Below are 17,958 nucleotides of genomic sequence, written 5' to 3' on the forward strand. Positions count from 1 at the left end.
CGGTTCCGTACGAAAAGTATGGTCGCAGAACGCGAAGGGGTTGATCAATCTACCGATGCACGCGAGCCATTATTTCGCCGAACGTACGATTGGTCAGTTACAGCAGCAAGTATGGCCACGCTCACTGCCCTCGGAACACTCGAAGAGGTCGATCCGGTGGAGCTACCCGATGTTCTCGGTACCACACTATACGACCACATCGATCCCGAAGCGCTAGACACGCTTGTCACTGCCGAAGAACGCGTCACCTTGTCGTTCCTAATCTATGACTATCGGGTGCGGATCGACGGTGAAGAGTTGGCGATTACTCGCCAGTGAGGTCGGTAACGATCTCCTCGCGTCAGTTCGCATACAGAGTTACCGTTCAGTATAGTGCCTTAGTCAGCACTCTGTTCTTGCAATCTGGCCCGGAAACCACTGACTGACTACCGCACCGGGTCCGCCACGGGGAGCAGACCCGAGGAGATTATCCGGCGAAGGAGGACGACGACACCGTTCTCCAGGCCGTTCGCGAAGACCGCCTGCTCGTGTGATTCGTCGGGGCCGGCGTCCGGATAGAAGGAACTGACCAGCAACGTCGTGCGGTCAACCAACAGCAGGCGGCTGATGGCAACCTCGTCGTCGCTCGCGGGCCCCAGGAGCCAGTCTAGTTCGGTTTCGAACACCTTCACGGATGGCATCTCGAGATCGAGTTTGGCGATGATCGCCTCCGTTTCGCCACCGATGATCACGTCGACGCCGCGGTCAACCGCGTCGTGGAGTCGCTCGTACAACGCCTCCGTCAGGAGTTCTTCCTCGACGACCAGCAGGACAATCTCCGATTCGGCGTCTGCCAGTAGACTGTGTGTCCGGGACTCGATGCCATCGTGGCCGGACAGCGCCCATACCTCCTGCATTCGGTTGCTGTCGTCGACTTCCGGTTGGAACTCGAGCGCTTCGAGGTGTGACTGAAGGGTGTCGATCCGCGTGTCGTACTGCTGACGCAAGATCGCGGTTGCCTCCTTGATGCTGACCGCGCGAAACTGCTGGGGGTTCGAGTGCTGTACTTCGACCAGCCCCTTTGACTCGAGCACTCGGACGGCGTCGTACACCCGGGTCCGAGGAACCTCCGAGATCTCGCTGATTTCCTTGGCGGTCCCCGTCGAGAGTTGGGTTAATATCAGGAAACTCCGCGCCTCGTACTCCTTCAGCCCGAGGTCCTGCAACAGACTCACCGTCTCGGCTTTACGTTGCTCAGATGTCATTAGGTGGTCCTGTCATGTTCGACTGGTTGAGAGGGCTAATTCACGCCCGGTTGGGATTTGGGTGACTGACTCTCCCTTCGAGTAGGCATCCATCACCTCGCTGATGTACGTCGCCTCACAGGCAAGGCATGAATACAGAGCCGTGGTGGCTGTATTCTCGGAATCGTGATGAGAGGCCGGTGGCTCGACCTGTGTGCGCCCACCGAGTCGGGAGAGCCACGTGTAGAGACGCCGGCTCATTGGGTTACAGACACCCCGCGGCCAGTTCGTCTTCGTGGTCGGCCATCAACCGGAGTAACGGCGCGTTCTCGTCGAAGTTGGGTCCCCGCCGAATCGTGTGAGTGTCCGCATTCCACGTGATATAGCCTGCCTCGGTGAGTTTTGGCAGGTGCACATGATGTAGGGCCGTGCGAATCTCGGCGAGGGTGGCATCGTCGACGGCGTCCGGGGTGCTGTCGGTGTGCCAGGCGGCAACCCGAGTGGCGAGGCGGTCTAAGGAGACTGGAGTCTCCTGCTCGTCGAGGTAGTACAGGACGTACCGACGAACGGAGTCTGCCAATATGCTGAAAGTATTGGTTACCGCCTCGGTTGATTTGGCCATACCGTGACAAGAACGTGCTAACGAATAAGCCCTTTCTTACATGTGGTCGTCATCTTTGAAAAATCAAACCTGAGTCAGTTATCGGTGGATATATTGAAGTCCGAATGTGGCTCGAAAGCCCATAGACGCGAATATATTTGAAATTTTCAAGCTATTCCCCCAGCTACCTTTGATCGGTGACCGACCCGTCGTCGGTGTCGTCGTCCTGATCCGCGTCGGGGCCCGTCCGTGGATAGAAGTGGTCCCATGACTGGACCTGTGTCTCGGAGATAATCTCGGAGCTGTTGATCGTCATGCTCAAGTTCGCCAGTTCGTTGCGGATCTCTTCGACCTCGCTGACCGTGCCGGCGACGACCTCGATGTGGACATTCCGTTCGCCTCCAAGCAAATCGCGGGTGGTCACCACACCGCGAACGTCGAGGGTCTGTTCGGTCACCGATTCCAGCTCATTCGGATTGACCGTGCAGACGAACATGACGTGGAGGGGGTAGCCCGCTTGCTCGTAGTTGATCTCGGGGTGGTAGCCCCGGATCACGCCCGCATCTTCGAGTTTGTCGAGGCGATTCCGGACCGTCGTGGAGGTCACATCCACCTTCTCGGCGATCTCCGTATCGGTCTGGCGGGCGTTGAGCTGGAGTTGGTGCAAGATGCTCCGGTCCACCTCGTCGAGTGGGATGTCGTCCATACGGTGTCCTTGGATGGGGTGACTGAAAAGTCCGTATGGGCCCTTTACTATCATTGATTGAAGCAATCCGTCCGATAATCCGCACACCTATCTAACGGCTGTTTCAGCGGGAGATGTGTCGTGACAATAGGACTTCAACAGCACCGGATTTCCATATCTCCGAAGAATTGCTATCGGGGCTGTAGTTTAAATTCGAAGGCGAAGCATGAGTTTCTCAAACAACGCAATGACTGACCATTACACAGATTATGAAGCGCTTCGGCCGCTCGGTGAGGCAACGCACGTCCCTGACGAGAGACTCTTCAGTCGTCGCAACGAGGGGGCACGCCGTCACCGCACAGATGGCGTTGATGCAGGCGAGTATCCTGATACCACGGTAGCGACTACGGCCGAGTGCTACTGTGGCATATCGATTCCTCCCGGCCAGTCGAAGTGCCGATTCTGTCTTACGAACCATCTTGAAGAAACTCCTGACGACAGGACATTGCCGATGTGGAGTACGATTTCCTTCACGTTATTTTCGCTCTCGTCGAGGCGTCAACGTTCTATGGCGCTGTAGCGAAGGGCTCTGCAGCGGCTACTCTCCTTGCGAGTTCGAATTTTGATTCTGCAATCAATGACTGCTAGATGATCTATGATCTCGAGACAGAGCCTACTACGCAACTTGCTGACCAGTGGCCTTCTCCTCTCTCAGCGACTCGAGTCACGTCTGAGAGTGGTACACAACTGCTCACGATGGCTCGTGAGCGGACAGTATGGGGAGAGTCACATCACGGCGCCGAGCACGCGACGTACTTCTATGATGAGATTGGGAGTCAAATCTGGACTGAAGATCGTCTTGTGACTATTCTCGATGCTCTCGCGTGTGACTCCTGTCTCTTCGTGGGTCTCTTCGGCGATCACTACCGCATCGGCCTGCTGGGTCATTACTCTTCGTTGCGGGCGTCTCGTTCTCGAGATTCCTCGACGATCGCGAGTAACTCGTCGTCCGGGATGTTCGTAAAGAAATCGATCATCCGTTCACACTGCTCGTTGAGTTGCTGAAGTTGTGCTATTCGTTCGGCCGCTCGGTTCGTTCGTTCGGTTTCAGGAGCATCGTCGAGAGCATGCTCTGCGTTCCGGAGCGCTCGCTGCATGATCCGAATTTCCCGTCGGCCTTGCTGTTCGAGAACCTCCCGTATGATTGTCCAGTAATCCGTTTCGGCCTCGAAGTACACCTTCCGTCCGTCTCCCGGTATTGATCGCCTGTGAACGAGATGATACCGCTCGAGCGCCGTCATCGCGTTACTGACGGTCGATTTCGCGTAGCCCGATTCCGCAGCTAACTCGTCGAGGGATTTGGGTTCGTCGGAAAAGTACAAGAGTCCATACACTCGACCGTAACTCCTGTTTAATCCGTATATCTCGGCTGTATGAGCCATGGCGTCGGCTACTTCGATCTTTGCCTCTTCGTACGCATCTTCCGTCATCGAGTGACCGTATACACCGCAACAGTAATTCACTATCGACACGTTGTTCACTATATGCCGAATATAAAAAATGGACCGGCCAAGTCGCCCCAGAAGCGAGTAATAATCTGTGGGGCTGGAATCGCCGGTCTCACTCTCGCCTGGTGGTTGGACCGCACTGGGTGGGACGTGCTGGTCCTCGAGATTGCCTCAGGGCTCCGCGAGGAAGGGTATGCGATCGACCTCATGAGCTCCGGGTACGACGTTGCAAAACGGATGGGTATCATCCCACAACTCGAGGCCGTACAGTACCCTATATCCAAAATCGAGAACGTGAACGAGCGAGGGGAGCGAGAGTCCGAAATGAATTATGATCTGTTCAGGCGGTTCCAGAAGGGGCGTCTCTTGGCACTGATGCGGGGCGATCTCGAACGAGAACTGCACACCGCCCTCTCCGATGACGTAGAGATCCGCTATGAGTTGACTATCGACGATATCCAACAGTGTGATTCGTCGGTGACTGTTCTCCTTTCTGACGGCACCAGAGAGCATGGCGCGCTCCTCGTCGGAGCCGACGGAATCCACTCGCGAGTGCGAGAACTCGCATTCGGGGATGAACGCGAGTTCCTACGCTATCTGGGGTATCACACGGGCGCGTTTATCTTCGAAGACGAAGCCGTGTACCGGCGACTCGACGGGACTTTCAAGAATCTTACCGTACCTAATCGAACGATCGGGTGTTATCCGCTTCGGGATGGCAAACTTGCGACGTTCTTCGTCCACCGAACGCCCGTTCGAGAACGCCCGGACGATATCCGTACCGCGTTGAGACGAACGTACGGGGGCCTCGATTGGGTCATTCCCGATATACTCGACCACTGTGATGACGTCGATAACATCTACTACGATCAGGTCGCCCAGATCGAAATGCCTCGGTGGACGTGGGGTCGCGTAACGTTAGTGGGAGATGCGTGCCAAGCAGTTTCCCTGTTAGCAGGCCAAGGGGCCTCTCTCGCAATGGGTGGCGCCTACGTACTCGCTCACGAACTTCGCCAAGACGGTCCGATCGAAGAGACCCTCGCCAAATACGAAGCACACATGCAGCCCGAAATCGAGAAGAAGCAAGCCGCCGGCCGGAGAGCAGCAAAATGGCTGTTTCCGCCGAGTCAGCACCACATAACGGTCCGGAACATCGCGCTCAAAGCGACGCAGTTCCCCGGCGGAGCGCACCTCCTCAAACCGATACTCGAGTCGGGTACCGAAAGTGTTGTCGAAGGATTGTGAAATGTAGAGGAACCGGCTCTTAGACTAACGATCTGGCAGTCAGATATCCCCTGCGACCACGAATCAGGAACTCCCGTCCTGATCTACCTTCACACAGTCGACCGTCACAGAGGCTGTGAACGTCTCAGCGACAACAGTGCGGACCCATCGTGATGCGTTAGACAAGCTGGTTGTATGACGGTTACTCAGTATCAAACACCTCCCGGCAAATAATCCGTCTGTACTTAACTGATATCTTCTTTGTGAGAGGTGCGGCGTCACTCTTCGAACTATGAGATAACGGATATCCCCTTCTGAATGATGTCTATCAGTTTATTTGTTCGACGAATACGAAAGGAGGGGTTCTAGCAGACCAATTTTCTCCGTTGGTTCCACGATCATCCGATCTTGATCATAGATAACTAGTCCTGCTTCAGCTAACACTGGGATATGGATGTGATGGAGGGATACCAGAGTTTGTTTGACCTGGTCGTTGTTAACCGCAACAATCTCCGCGCCATGTTCCTTTTCAACGATCCCATTACGGAGATCCCGGAGGGTTAGAGCTCGATCGTGAGTGAGGAGTAACTCGAGAACTACTCGACGACGGCGGTGAGAGAGAAGCGAAAAGACCGTGTCGAAGGACAAATGTTCCATCTGAGTATTTCTGATTTCCGGCCCATTTGGGGAATCCATAGTCACGTATATACTAATGGTTCGTATGAAAAAGCGCATTGTGGGTGCCCCACCACTGGAGATTGCGCTTTCCACAGGCTATTTGGGGGGATTGTAGTGTTTTCAACAATCTGGCCAACTGGGGATTGGAGTAGCATCTAAAGAGAACAGCGAGAGTTCCACGGGTCAGGTGACCCGTGGTACTTTACTCGAGATGGACTTACTCCTCATCGGTGCTGGGTGCAGGGCCGAAATGGTTGAAGGGCTGTACGTGTTCCTCTTTTACAATCTCTGTGCTGACGATTTCGAGATCGAGTTTATCTATTTTCTCCGTAACAGTATCGACCGCATCGGAACTCTCAGCGATAGCCTCGATATGAATATTTTCTGCCCCACTTAGCATCTCACGAACCGTGACTGTACCGATGATTTTCAATGCTTCTTCGGCAACTTTCGCACGTTCGGCAGGTGATGCCCGGCAAATGACGAATAGGTGGAGTTGAAAGTTCGCTGCTTCGTAGTCGATGTGTGGATGGTATCCCTCAATAACGCCTGCATCTTCCAATTTCCCAATCCGATTCCGGATGGTGCTCGCGGAGACACCAGCGGTCTCGCCCATTTCTTCGGCAGTAACCCTGCGCGCATTTTTTTGGAGTTCGTGGAGGATTGAGCGATCAACCTCATCAAGTTCGATGCCAGCCATAGTCGGTCGTATCGTCGTTTGACCAAAGAGCGTTTGCCCGTACAATGCAGTAGCAACGAGAAACTCAAAAGGAGGCTCGTAGTTAATCAAACCTATGGCTATAGAGGCCTCGTTCACCGTTGATCAACCCGAATTCCCGTTGAATATTCTCTTCGAAGAGTTACCAGACGCCAGCATCGAACTGGACCGCGTCGTTCCGACGAACGATGCTGTCATACCGTACTTCTGGGTTCACTCGGAGAACATCGGTGAACTCACGGCTGATCCGAGCGATGATGAAGCTGTTGATGAGTTTAGGGTAATAGATGAGTTAGAAGAGCAAATGTTCGTCCGGATCGAGTGGAACCTCAACCACGAAAGTGTTCTAACCGCCATCGTCAACACCGACGTCACGCTCCTTTTTGGACTGGGAGATGCGGAGAATTGGACGTTCGAAGTCAGGAGTAGCGATCAGAAGAAGGTCTCCGAATTCCAATCGTACTGTCGGGCAAACGAGATACCCATCGAACTCACTCAACTCCACGCGCTCTCACCGCTCAAGTCAGACCGGGAATTCGATTTGACCGAGGGCCAACGGACAACGCTGGTGCTCGCCTACTCCCGCGGGTATTTCAACTCGCCCCGAGATGCCACCCAAGACGATATCGCCGATGAACTCGAGATCACTCGACAGGCGGTTTCATCGCGTTTACAGCGCGGTCTTCGACGGCTCGTCGCGAGCACGCTTGTAACGACCCAGGAGTGACCGGCATCGATACCACTTAAAAGTGTATTGCGTAAGCAAAACCTACTGTCATCCAAATGGAGACCCTCTGTTCTGGTGATGGAATCCACCCAAGAATCAGTCGGTGCCATCGAGATTGTGGACTCGATGAACGATATCGAGTTCGATGCAGACGAGGACGCGTTCCGAGCGGAGTACGACAGCAGGCGCGATCAACCAAGTCTCGCAGTCGTTGCGATGGTGGCCGCAATCGACGACAGAGATCCTATTGAGCTCTCCCCACTCCATTTTGTGATTGATATGGAGGCACTTGACGACCTGTTCTCAGAGACAGCCACCGACGGGATGAGGAGTGGCTGTCTCTCTTTTTCGTATGAGGGGTTTGACGTGACCGTGTTTAGCGAGGGAACAATCGAGGTCAGCCCGATAACGAACGCGTAATCGGGAGTATGGCAATGGCTGAACGAATATCTGAGCCCAGTACACAGTTTACGAATGTGCTTCGAGAGCAAAAGGAGCGAGTGATAGCTGCCTTGTTGGACGATAAAACAATCCCTGCAACCCCGATTCTTCGGGACGAAGAAATCCTTCGCCCTATGGAGTACGTTACCCTCGTCTACGAACTCCATCACGTTCATCTTCTCGAGTTAGAAGCTGACGGGTTTGTTACGTTCGATCGGAATGCGGATGTGGTCCGAAGAGGAAGTGATTTTGATACGCTAGATACAAAATCCATCTGTGAAATAATGCAATAAGCTTCGTCTCAATTGTTCAGCGCGTGATTTCACGTCCATACGATCATCAAGCAAAAATCTTCGTGATATTCCCCTAACATTCTCTCTCATTCCTTCCACCGAGAAATAGTTTGATCTACTAACAGAATTCAAGCCGAAAATTCAAGTCTCCCGGTGGCGGACACCTGCTATTGACTTCTAATTCCCCATCCCCCGAATGGGACTTTGAGACCCTCGTTCAGGCCGCAAATGCTGGAATTATCGCCATCTCTTCTGACGCAACGATCCAGTTCGCAAACCCACACGTAGAAGACATATTTGGGTATTCCCCAGACGAGATTCTTGGGGAGCCATTCAGCATGTTGCTGTCTGATACTGACGACGAAACTGATCATCGCGGGATTGACACGCATCTGTCTGATTCAACTGTAGAACAGACCACAGCCAGCGTGCGACTCCACGGTCGCCACCGTGATGGTCACGAACTCTCATTAGACGTTATTTTCACCGAGTTCGAAAAAGACGGGAGCCAGTACATGTCTGCGATAATCCGTGATAGGACTGACCAGCAATCTCCAGAAAGGCAGCTTGAAGCCTTGAATCGTCTCTCACAAGAGCATGCAGCCGCTGACTCTTCTCACAGTATTTGTGACTCAACCGTTGAGACAGCCGATGTACTATTCGAGTACCCGATTGCAGCAGTCGAATTATACGATGACGAGGCAGGTCGCCTCGAACCGTGCTCCTGGACACCGACAGTAGAAAACCTCACTACTGACGGGCGATTGTTCAGCGGTGACCAATCACCGACCTGGGCTGCGTTTGCCCAGCAAGAAATGGAGGTGATCCCGGACGTATCCGCACGTGATGATATTGATATGGCGAACACACCGCTTCGAGCCGCACTCATCCTTCCTATCGATTCATACGGCGTCTTCATAGTCGGCGCGACCGACGCTCACGCGTTCAGCGAGTCAGACGTTTCACTGTTGAATCTCCTCGTCTCAAACACCTACGCGGCACTCGAACGTATTACCCGCGAATCCGATCTCGAAGACCAGAAGGAACAACTTGAAGAACAGACGCAATCATTGGACCGTGTTCAACGGCTCAACACCGACATTCGGGATTTGACGAAAGTACTTACGAATTCACACACCCGGGCTGAAATCGCTGAAGAAGTCTGCGCGAGACTTGCAGCCTCAGAGCCGTATGAATTTGCGTGGCTCGGCGCACTTGAACCTAGCAGTGAGGAGGTTCTTCCAGAAGCATCTGCTGGTACCGGCGATACGTACCTAGATGAGCTCACAATTATCGTTGCTGAGGAGCCAACCGAGCATGAGCCGATCGGACACGCCATTCACGAACGAACACCGCAAGTCCGTAACAACATCCAGCAAGACCCACCGTTCGAACCGTGGCGGCAATCAGCAATCCAACACGGGTATCGATCAATGATCACTGTCCCCGTTGTGTATCAGGACACGTTATACGGCGTGTTATCTCTGTATGCCGCAGAGCCTAACGTATTCGATCAACTAGAGGTTGCTGTTCTCCAGGAACTCGGCGAGATGATTGGGTACGCATTCAATGCAGAAGAACGGAGACAAGCCTTCACGAGCGAGCAATCCATTGAACTTGCATTTGACGTTCACGAACGGACGGATTCACTGTTCGCTATGACGACTGAAGTGAAAGGGGAGTTCCATCTCGAAAATCTTGTTGAGCGGCGAGATGGGAGGACAACAATGTTCTTTGCTAACAAAGGTTGCGACCCTGAAGAGATGGTTGTGTGGGCTGAGAAACAGCCCTACATATCGGATCTCCGCTTGCTAACTGATCGTGACGAAGAGTGTTTGTTCGAATGCATTCTTGATGAGTCAACAGTCTGGTCGCAACTCCTTCAACGCGGGGCAATGGTTCTTGATGCGATTGCCACTCCTGATTCAACACAGATTGTGATCCGTATTCCACAGAGTGCCGACCCACGCACGTTCGACGCACTCTTAGAAGAACGTCTCGGGGATGTTGATCTCGTTGCACGCCGGGAATATGACGAACCGATCATGACTGCCCAAGAGTTCGAAGCCGAGTACAGGGAGCGCCTCACCGAGCGTCAAGACGAGGTGTTACAAACGGCGTACTACGCAGGGTATTTCGAGTGGCCCCGCGCGACGAAATCAGCGGAACTGGCCGATATTCTCGGTATCGCGCAACCGACTGTGAGCCGCCACATCCGCTCGAGCGAAGAGGAGTTTCTCTCGATGGTCTACGAGGACGAGGACGAGTAGGTGCTATGATCATAGCCCCTCCAGGTCTCCAGGGGTAGCGTGATACTGGCAACCCCTACCCGTGGAGGTCTGTAAGTAGGGAGTGTAGATGTCCCAGTCAAACTTCCAACTGCCCGAATCTGCACCAGTGAGTCAGCGAGTAACGCACGCGGTCGCAGAAACAACCAATACTGACCCGCTAGAGCTTGATCCGCTCTTCAACACCATTGACCCGGAGAGCATTAACGCACTCTTCGAGCCGACGAATACTGGATCTCAACGCGCAACGGGATCAGTGGCGTTTGAGTACGCGGGCTGCGATGTAACCGTCTTTGCTGACGGGACCGTTGAGGCGACTTCCTGTGAATCTCAGATTGAGGTACAGGCCAATCTGACCAGTCTAGATTGATTCGTTATGGAGACCTGTAAAACAGGAGAATCAGTTACGAGATGTGACTACTGTGGAGATGTAATTGAGACAGACGACTGGCATCCCGCACTCATCGTAGAAAACGACGAACCGCACATGCTCACGTTCTGTGAGCCGATATGCCGAGACAACTGGCAACAAGAATAACCCGAAAACGACACGATTCCCACAAATGAAATACTGCCTCCACTGCGACTGGTACACGAGCAAGACCGACGGTAGAGATCGAGACAACCAATCCCGCAAAGCACTTGACCACTTTCTCGACACAGGCCACTCAATCGAAACCGTGGACAGTTCTCCTGCCCCTAAGGAAATCCTCGGCAGCAACTTGTTACTGAGAAAATCGAAGAATGAGTGAGAGAGCCACTGGCGCTGCTACTGATTCAATGGCTCACATTCTCCTCATAGAAGACAACCATGGCGACGTTCGGCTCTTGCAGGAAGCAATGAAGAGGGCAGATATCGATCAAGAGCTTCATGTCGTTACTGATGGGGTAGAGGCGTTAAATTTTGTTCATCAGCGAGGCGAGTACACAGACGTCCCGTCTCCCGATTTCATCTTTCTTGATTTGAACCTTCCTCAGGTCAATGGGATTGATGTTTTGTGTGAACTTGATGAAGATAATCTCACATATGTTCCGACAATCATCTTAACAAGTTCTCAGGCAGACAAAGATATTCGTCAAGCGTACGAGTGCGGTGCAAATGCGTATCTGACGAAGCCAGCTGATCCAGATGAGTTCGTTGAGATGGTCCAGGCATTCTGGGATTTCTGGTTCCAATCAGTTGAACTCCCTGAAGCCGAATGAGATGTTAATCGAGTAACGGCCGACACCAGATCTCGGGACAAGGGGTAGGCAGTAACAACTCTCATTCATCATGGTGAGTTATGAATCCTCACACGTAGTTACCATCAGTACAGAGAATATAGTTACCAATGCGTTCATCTATTCTTTCTTTCACCTATCTACGTCTTCAAGAACAGACTCATCGTTGCTGAGAATGCGGAGATCGTCATCGCCACACGTGCAAGTGTCATCCCGTCCACTCCCAATTGGCCGTATTTCACCGTCAGGCCCGAGACGCACTGCATGAGCAGTCCCACAGTTTTCGCACACTGCTGCTGCCCGCTGTTGCTCATCTTCCGGCGCCATCTCTACAGTACTTTTTGTGATTATCCAGGTTAACTGTTTCCTGTCAATGGATACATGGTATGGTGACGGATAGTTCGCACATATAGTTACCGCTCAGTACAGGAGACACACATACCAGTTCGGGTCGAAATCTACCCGATTCCTGTCAAGAACCGTCTGTAAGATATAGAGGGCATATACAACTGACCGAGAGATATCTGTCGGTGAGAGAAAAGTTCAATTCCCGTCGCGTCCTATACGAAGGGTATGGAACGCTACGTTGATGGCTTCGTCATCCCAATTCCGAATGATAAACTCGATGCGTACCGCGAAATGGCCGACGAGGCAGGAAAACTCTGGATTGAACACGGTGCTCTCGAGTACTTCGAAGGGGTCGGAGACGACATGGAACCCGACATGGATGGGATGCCGATGATGACCTTCCCACAACTCGCAGAAACAGGAGACAACGAAACGGTCGTGTTCTCATTTATCGTGTTTGAGTCGCGGGACCACCGCGACGAGGTGAACGCGAAGGTGATGGAAGACCCCGCGATGGATCCGGACAGCTTCGATGAGGAGATGCCCTTCGACACGGAGCGCATGTCGTACGGCGGTTTTCGTTCCATCGTCAACTACGAAGCACCAACCGGTGGCATTGAATCAGCAACACCGGGCGAGAAGTGAACTACCCCACCTTACTCGCTCACGGTTTACGCCGTTCGCTCCTTGAGGAAGGGGACTTAGCGCCGAATTCCAATTAATCCCAACTGAACAGATTGTGTTGCACCGGCTCATGTGAAATAGTCTACCACTCGGACATTTCGCCAATACTGTTCAGACGTGGGAGTTCAATTTCCGTAATACTGGCTTCTAACCTCGATCTCGTTTTTAGCGTACTCTAGTGAGTCGAGTAGATCAATCAGGTACGACGATGTGAAGCGATTCCGCGGTCCCGTGATGCCGATAGCAGACACGAGGTTTCGGTCGTCGTCAAGGATCGGGACCGCGATACCCCGTACGCCTCGCAGGTGCTCCTCGTCGTCTACCGCGTATCCCTGCTGACGAATCCGCTCGAGTTCGCGTTCGAGTTTATCAGGGTCCGTGAACGTCCGTTCAGTTCCCCGGGGAAGGCCGTGGCGTTCGATGATTGTGGAACGCCGTGATGCCGGGATGTGTGCAAGAAGGGCCTTTCCTAGGGACGTCCAGTGCAGATGCGTATGGTTTCCGATAGGCAGTTCGTCACCGGCGGCCATGTCACCTGCACTTCGGGCCAAGATAACCCGCTTCCCCCGTTCCTCGACTGCAGCACCGGCGATTTCACCTGTCGAATTCGCTAACTTGACAACCTTACTTTCGAGCAGTTGCGCCGCCTCACAGCGCTGTTTGATGACGCCACCGTCAGCTAAAAACTGAAGCGAGCGGCGATACGTCGTGCCGTCTTTCACGAGATACCCCTCTTCACGGAGCGTGTTTAAATGGGTGAACACAGTGCTCGTAGACGTATCGAGCTGTTCTGCGATCTCCGAGACGCCTGCAGGTTCCAGCTCGTCAAGCACCCTCAGGATGTCGAACGAGGTTTCGACCGCGCTAATCGTCTTTTGTGTGTGATTGCTACTCATGCCACTGTGTCATTTTGGAATAGACAAAAAGGTTCTTCTGCTGTATCGATTCTCTTTTCGATCATGCCGAAAACCGTGTGATAGCCAAGATACGGAGGCTGCTCTACGCTGGTCTCACTATTAGGGTGCAACGGATCGAGAAACTTCGAAGTTTGAGCGTTCAACGCGACCACTACGAACGTTCTGTCGTCACCTGGCGCTCTAATTCGCTCTGATCGGAAATTATCAATTACCGATGATAAATTCGGAAGTCGAGCGTATAGTATTTCACGATATCGGAACAGGAAATGATAAAGATTAGCATGGAATAAGCACGGAATTCAGAGCCCTCGGTGGATTAGCTGTCCAGGAGATTTGTTTGAGGCTTTTCACACTATCGGAACAGATTCGTGGAAAAACTCTTGAAAATAACTCATAGAAGCCATATACCTTTATAATCTTCCAATAACAGGGGTTGGACATGGCATTTGAACATGCCCCGTTGGTGGCGTTCGGTGTTGGATTAGTTACGACAATACTACTACTCGTCCGACTTAAGTTACCAGCGTTCATCGGGTTGATAATTTCGACGTTCGTCGTCGGGATCGTTGCGCCGGAAGTCCCGCTGGCCGACGTGGCAACTGAAACGGCGACGTCCTTCGGTGACACCTTCGCCGGTGTGGGGATACCAATCCTGATGGCCGCTGTAATCGGAAAGACAATGCTCGAAAGCGGAGCAGCAGAGCGTATCATCCGCTCGTTCACGTCGATCACAGGCGAGGACAAGGGGGAATACGCACTATTCGGGAGTGGATTCGTGCTCGCGATCCCCGTCTTCTTCGGGAACGTGTTTTACCTACTCGCGCCGCTGGCCCGCTCAATGCGGGCTCGAGTCGGACATAGCTACTCGCTGTTTATCGTCGCGATCTGCGCTGCTGCGGCGACGACGCACGTCTTCGTCCCGCCGACCCCCGGACCGCTCGCTGTCGCGGCCGAGATCGAGGCGAACCTCGGAACGACGATCCTCGTCGGGCTCATGGTTGGGTTTCCGACGGCGATCCTCTCGGGGCTGGTCTACGGCAAGTTCATCTCGAGGCGGATCAACATCCCGCTTCGCGACACGATGGGGACGACTACCGAGGAGCTCAAGGAGATTTCCCAGCAATCCTCCGAAAACCTTCCCGGCGTCTTCGAGGCCTCGCTGCCGATCCTCCTGGCCATCATACTGGTCGGGGCACAGACCGTCACGGACACGTTCGTTTCGTCAAGCACACAAGTCGTCTCGATATTCGCCTTTCTCGGGAATCCGAACTTTGCGTTGACCGTTGCCGCGCTCGTCTCCGCCATCACGTTCTATCGGGTGAAGACCCACGACTTAGAGACGTGGGCGGACGAACTCACTGAGGCGCTGAAGGAGGGCGGTAACATCGCCGCCATCGTCGGTGCCGGTGGGGCATTCGGCGGGATGCTCGCCGCGGCCGGTGTCGGCGGGTACATCTCCAGTGCGCTGCAGGAGCTGGGGTTCGGCCTTATCGTTACCGCATGGATCATCGCTGCTGCGGTTCGCATCGCACAGGGGTCCGCGACCGTCGCTATGCTGACGACCGCCGGGATCGTCGCCCCGCTCGTTGGTCAACTGTCGGTCCACCCGGCGTACCTCGTGATGGCCATCGGGGCCGGTGGGAACATCCTATCCTGGTACAACGACGGTGGGTTCTGGATTATTACCGAGATCGGCGGGCTAACACAGACAGAGGCGTTGAAGACTTGGACGGTCGTGACGACACTGATCGCTGTCTTTGGGCTCGTCTTCACTCTCGGCTTCTCGACGGTGATGCCGCTCGCATGATGGAGCACACTACCGGCCTGAAACTGGAGTTGGTGGTTGGTGCCGAATCCTCTATCCGCGGTCGTATCGGACGATTCAGTATTGAAGAGACCTATTACAGCTACCTATGAAGATCACAGATATCGAAGCGTTTGCGGTCAACGTTCCGCTCGTTCCGTTCGAAGACGGAGGTATCGCGCCGTACGTAACGAATCATAACTCGCTGACGGACATGGACCGGGTTCTCGTCCGGGTCGACACCGACGAGGGTATCTCCGGATGGGGAGAGGTTCGCGTCTTCCTCACGCCCGAGGCCTCCGTCTCGATCATCGAAGAGGGCATTCGTCCACTCGTCGTTGGACAGTCTCCGTTCGAACTGGAGAAGCTCAGGCGACAGGTATTCATCGAGTACGCGAACGCCGACATGTTCTTCGCTCCAGTGGAGGTCGCGTGTTGGGACATCGTCGGCAAATCGCTCGGCAAACCGGTGTACGAGCTACTCGGCGGCTGGACCGCGCCGAGTCAAACGGACATGAAACACCGAGATCATCAGACTGACTATGGGGACGTCCGCGATGTCGAGGTCGCCTACTGCCTCGGTATCCTCGCTCCCGAGCAATCCAGACGGCGCGCCGCAGAAGTGCTCGATGCGGGCTACTCCGTGCTGAAGACGAAAGCCGGGCGTGACTGGAAGGATGACGTAGCCCGCATTAAAGCGATGCACGACGAGGTAGACGGCGAACTCGAGTTCCGCCTCGATCCCAATCAGGGCTGGACGATCGACCAAGCGATTCGTGTCGGGTCGGAGCTTACCGACGCGGGAATCTATCTCCAGTACATGGAACAGCCCATCCGCGTTGACGCACACAAGTCACTGGCTAGCCTGAAAAACCAAACGCGACAGCCGATGGGCCCGAACGAGGACACCTATATTCCACACAACCTCCGCCGACTTATCGACGCAGGAGCCATCGATGTCGCCGTGCTCGATCTGACCCCGGCAGGGGGAATTACTGGGCTTCGTCAGCAGGCTGCCATCGCGGAGGACGCAGGGATACCTATCGCGCATCACTGCGCGTTCGACCTCGGCGTGAGAACGGCGGCGATCCTCCATTCCGTCCAAGGGATTCCCGGCTTCGCGTTACCTCCAGATTCGGTCTACTACGGCTGGGAAGACGACGTAATCGCCGACCCGTTCGAAATTTCCGACGGAACGCTGTCCGTCCCTGACGATCCCGGACTGGGTGTCGAAGTCGATCGAGACCGTATCGAGGAGTACCGTATCGCATGACCCATCCGACCGCACAATTAGACGAGATGGTCTCGTTCGGGGCGCAGTCTGCGGCCGATATCGGGGCTGTGGGAGCAGCGGCAGGATCCGTTCTCGTCGTTCCAGTCGGCAGCGTCGAACAGCACGGAAAGCACCTCCCCGTCATGACCGATACGCTGCTAGCCGATAGCGTAGCGACAACGGCTGCAAAGCGCGTCGCGGACGACGCTCCTATCCTTGTCGCACCTCCGCTCAGGCCGGGCTACTCCCCCCACCACTGCTCGTTCGGCGGGACGCTCACCGCCGGATTCGACACGCTGCTCGACCTGGTCCGTGACACTGCAGACTCGGGGCTCACGAATGGGTTCGACGCACTGGTACTAGTGAACGGCCACGGAGGGAACGGCCCGCTCATCGACGCCGCCGTGTCGGAGATCGGACGCGAACACCCGGCGGTGGAGGTCCTCGGGCTCACATACTTCGAGCTGGTGGCTGATCTTGTTGAGGAAATCCGTGACAGCGAGATGGGCGGGATGGCCCATGGTGGGGAGTTCGAGACGTCGTTAATGCTGCACCTCCATCCAGAGCTCGTCGATACGGAGTCAATGCCCGCGACGTACTGGGAGGAGCAGTACGATCTGGCCGGGGACGATCTTGTCAGTGGGGGGCCGCTGTCCGTGTACCGGCCGTTCGAAGATTACTCTGACAGCGGAGCTATCGGCGACCCAGACGTCGCGGACGAAGCTACCGGCAAACGACTCTTCAAGGGATCGACAGAGGCCCTTGCGGATCTCCTGCTGGAGGTGCACGAACGGAACACCGACTAACCTCTCGTTGGGCAACCCGCTGCCCGCTAAGACCTGTCCGAAGAGGAGTCGTGTACAGCCCACAGAATAGCCGAGACCACACCGATTCACATCCAATCATGAAAGAAATTTCGACGACAGCAGCACCAGAAAGCATCGGGCCGTTTTCCCAGGGACTCGTGACTGACTCAACAGTCTACGTCTCGGGCCAAGGCCCGATCGATCCCGAATCAGGCGACATAATCAACGGCGACGTTCGCGAACAGACGAAACAAACGCTCGAAAATGTCAGGGCCGTACTCGACGCCGCTGGCTGCTCGCTCGACGACATCGTCAAGGCTACCGTGTTTGTGACGGACATGGACACCTACGAGGCGGTCAACGAGGTGTACGGCGAGTACATGAACCCGCCATTCCCAGCCCGAAGTGCGGTCGAGGTTTCCTCGCTCCCAGTCCCCATCGACGTCGAGATCGAGGTCATCGCGGAGCAGTAAAGACATAATCGCACTCGCCTGAGCAGCCACTAGGTGCTCCCGACGC

Annotated in this window: 21 protein-coding genes; 13 read left to right on the forward strand and 8 right to left on the reverse strand. The window is 54.5% G+C overall.

What is annotated here, in order from left to right:
• The first annotated feature begins 18 nt into the window (after positions 1 to 18).
• Positions 19 to 318, forward strand: coding sequence for a HalOD1 output domain-containing protein (locus HALLA_RS17190; protein WP_049954731.1), 300 nt, complete (start codon positions 19 to 21; stop codon positions 316 to 318).
• Between the two features lie 107 nt (positions 319 to 425).
• Here HALLA_RS17190 and HALLA_RS17195 read toward each other — a convergent pair whose 3' ends face one another.
• The 5 genes from HALLA_RS17195 to HALLA_RS17210 all read right to left on the reverse strand — a co-directional run bounded on the left by HALLA_RS17195 (position 426) and on the right by HALLA_RS17210 (position 3,999).
• Complete coding sequence (locus tag HALLA_RS17195; protein WP_049954733.1) at positions 426 to 1,244, reverse strand: TrmB family transcriptional regulator; 819 nt, start codon at positions 1,242 to 1,244, stop codon at positions 426 to 428.
• Positions 1,245 to 1,488: 244 nt separating this feature from the next.
• On the reverse strand, positions 1,489 to 1,845 hold the full coding sequence (locus HALLA_RS17200) for a DUF7344 domain-containing protein (protein ID WP_049954734.1): 357 nt from the start codon (positions 1,843 to 1,845) through the stop codon (positions 1,489 to 1,491).
• 163 nt (positions 1,846 to 2,008) lie between these two features.
• Positions 2,009 to 2,530, reverse strand: a complete 522-nt coding sequence (locus HALLA_RS17205; RefSeq protein ID WP_049954735.1) for an Lrp/AsnC family transcriptional regulator — start codon at positions 2,528 to 2,530, stop codon at positions 2,009 to 2,011.
• 765 nt (positions 2,531 to 3,295) lie between these two features.
• The gene (locus HALLA_RS20775; RefSeq protein ID WP_157231430.1) at positions 3,296 to 3,457 is read right to left on the reverse strand and encodes a hypothetical protein; all 162 of its coding nucleotides are present in this window, start codon (positions 3,455 to 3,457) and stop codon (positions 3,296 to 3,298) included.
• A complete protein-coding gene (locus HALLA_RS17210; RefSeq protein WP_049954736.1) occupies positions 3,457 to 3,999 on the reverse strand; it encodes a GbsR/MarR family transcriptional regulator in 543 nt (180 codons plus the stop codon). The genes HALLA_RS20775 and HALLA_RS17210 overlap by 1 nt, the downstream gene beginning before the upstream one ends.
• A 54-nt stretch (positions 4,000 to 4,053) precedes the next feature.
• On the opposite strand from HALLA_RS17210, the gene HALLA_RS17215 reads away from it, so the two are divergent.
• Positions 4,054 to 5,262, forward strand: coding sequence for an FAD-dependent oxidoreductase (locus tag HALLA_RS17215; protein WP_169732161.1), 1,209 nt, complete (start codon positions 4,054 to 4,056; stop codon positions 5,260 to 5,262).
• A 312-nt stretch (positions 5,263 to 5,574) separates the two neighbouring features.
• On the opposite strand, the gene HALLA_RS21845 is transcribed toward HALLA_RS17215, so the two are convergent.
• Positions 5,575 to 5,976 (reverse strand): DUF7344 domain-containing protein, encoded by a 402-nt coding sequence (locus HALLA_RS21845; protein ID WP_449272285.1) that lies wholly within the window; start codon positions 5,974 to 5,976, stop codon positions 5,575 to 5,577.
• A gap of 160 nt (positions 5,977 to 6,136) precedes the next feature.
• Positions 6,137 to 6,619: an Lrp/AsnC family transcriptional regulator gene (locus HALLA_RS17225; RefSeq protein WP_049954739.1), complete on the reverse strand. Its 483-nt coding sequence runs from the start codon at positions 6,617 to 6,619 to the stop codon at positions 6,137 to 6,139.
• A gap of 94 nt (positions 6,620 to 6,713) precedes the next feature.
• Here HALLA_RS17225 and HALLA_RS17230 point away from each other — a divergent pair, with 94 nt between their 5' ends.
• The 7 genes from HALLA_RS17230 (at position 6,714) to HALLA_RS17260 (ending at position 12,600) form a co-directional block, all read left to right on the forward strand.
• The gene (locus HALLA_RS17230) at positions 6,714 to 7,364 is read left to right on the forward strand and encodes a helix-turn-helix domain-containing protein (protein WP_049954740.1); all 651 of its coding nucleotides are present in this window, start codon (positions 6,714 to 6,716) and stop codon (positions 7,362 to 7,364) included.
• Between the two features lie 78 nt (positions 7,365 to 7,442).
• Positions 7,443 to 7,784: a HalOD1 output domain-containing protein gene (locus tag HALLA_RS17235; protein WP_242406249.1), complete on the forward strand. Its 342-nt coding sequence runs from the start codon at positions 7,443 to 7,445 to the stop codon at positions 7,782 to 7,784.
• Positions 7,785 to 8,268: 484 nt separating this feature from the next.
• Entirely contained in the window at positions 8,269 to 10,368 is a 2,100-nt protein-coding gene (locus tag HALLA_RS17245; RefSeq protein ID WP_049954741.1) for a bacterio-opsin activator domain-containing protein, read from the forward strand.
• Between the two features lie 88 nt (positions 10,369 to 10,456).
• Positions 10,457 to 10,756: a HalOD1 output domain-containing protein gene (locus HALLA_RS21170; protein ID WP_084569099.1), complete on the forward strand. Its 300-nt coding sequence runs from the start codon at positions 10,457 to 10,459 to the stop codon at positions 10,754 to 10,756.
• A gap of 6 nt (positions 10,757 to 10,762) precedes the next feature.
• Positions 10,763 to 10,924 carry a DUF7576 family protein gene (locus tag HALLA_RS21850; protein WP_449272284.1) on the forward strand — a complete coding sequence of 54 codons (162 nt, stop codon included), beginning with the start codon at positions 10,763 to 10,765 and terminating at the stop codon, positions 10,922 to 10,924.
• A 206-nt stretch (positions 10,925 to 11,130) separates the two neighbouring features.
• Entirely contained in the window at positions 11,131 to 11,589 is a 459-nt protein-coding gene (locus tag HALLA_RS17255) for a response regulator (protein ID WP_049954743.1), read from the forward strand.
• A gap of 591 nt (positions 11,590 to 12,180) precedes the next feature.
• Complete coding sequence (locus HALLA_RS17260; RefSeq protein ID WP_049954744.1) at positions 12,181 to 12,600, forward strand: DUF1428 domain-containing protein; 420 nt, start codon at positions 12,181 to 12,183, stop codon at positions 12,598 to 12,600.
• A gap of 164 nt (positions 12,601 to 12,764) precedes the next feature.
• On the opposite strand, the gene HALLA_RS17265 is transcribed toward HALLA_RS17260, so the two are convergent.
• Positions 12,765 to 13,535: an IclR family transcriptional regulator gene (locus HALLA_RS17265; RefSeq protein ID WP_049954745.1), complete on the reverse strand. Its 771-nt coding sequence runs from the start codon at positions 13,533 to 13,535 to the stop codon at positions 12,765 to 12,767.
• Between the two features lie 460 nt (positions 13,536 to 13,995).
• On the opposite strand from HALLA_RS17265, the gene HALLA_RS17270 reads away from it, so the two are divergent.
• From HALLA_RS17270 to HALLA_RS17285, 4 genes are all read left to right on the forward strand, one after another.
• Positions 13,996 to 15,363: a GntP family permease gene (locus HALLA_RS17270; protein ID WP_049954746.1), complete on the forward strand. Its 1,368-nt coding sequence runs from the start codon at positions 13,996 to 13,998 to the stop codon at positions 15,361 to 15,363.
• Positions 15,364 to 15,469: 106 nt separating this feature from the next.
• On the forward strand, positions 15,470 to 16,633 hold the full coding sequence (locus tag HALLA_RS17275; protein WP_049954747.1) for a mandelate racemase/muconate lactonizing enzyme family protein: 1,164 nt from the start codon (positions 15,470 to 15,472) through the stop codon (positions 16,631 to 16,633).
• Positions 16,630 to 17,439 carry a creatininase family protein gene (locus tag HALLA_RS17280; RefSeq protein ID WP_049954748.1) on the forward strand — a complete coding sequence of 270 codons (810 nt, stop codon included), beginning with the start codon at positions 16,630 to 16,632 and terminating at the stop codon, positions 17,437 to 17,439. The genes HALLA_RS17275 and HALLA_RS17280 overlap by 4 nt, the downstream gene beginning before the upstream one ends.
• A 98-nt stretch (positions 17,440 to 17,537) precedes the next feature.
• On the forward strand, positions 17,538 to 17,912 hold the full coding sequence (locus HALLA_RS17285) for a Rid family detoxifying hydrolase (RefSeq protein WP_049954749.1): 375 nt from the start codon (positions 17,538 to 17,540) through the stop codon (positions 17,910 to 17,912).
• Positions 17,913 to 17,958: the final 46 nt, after the last annotated feature.

The organism is Halostagnicola larsenii XH-48 (assembly GCF_000517625.1).
GTDB lineage: Archaea > Halobacteriota > Halobacteria > Halobacteriales > Natrialbaceae > Halostagnicola > Halostagnicola larsenii.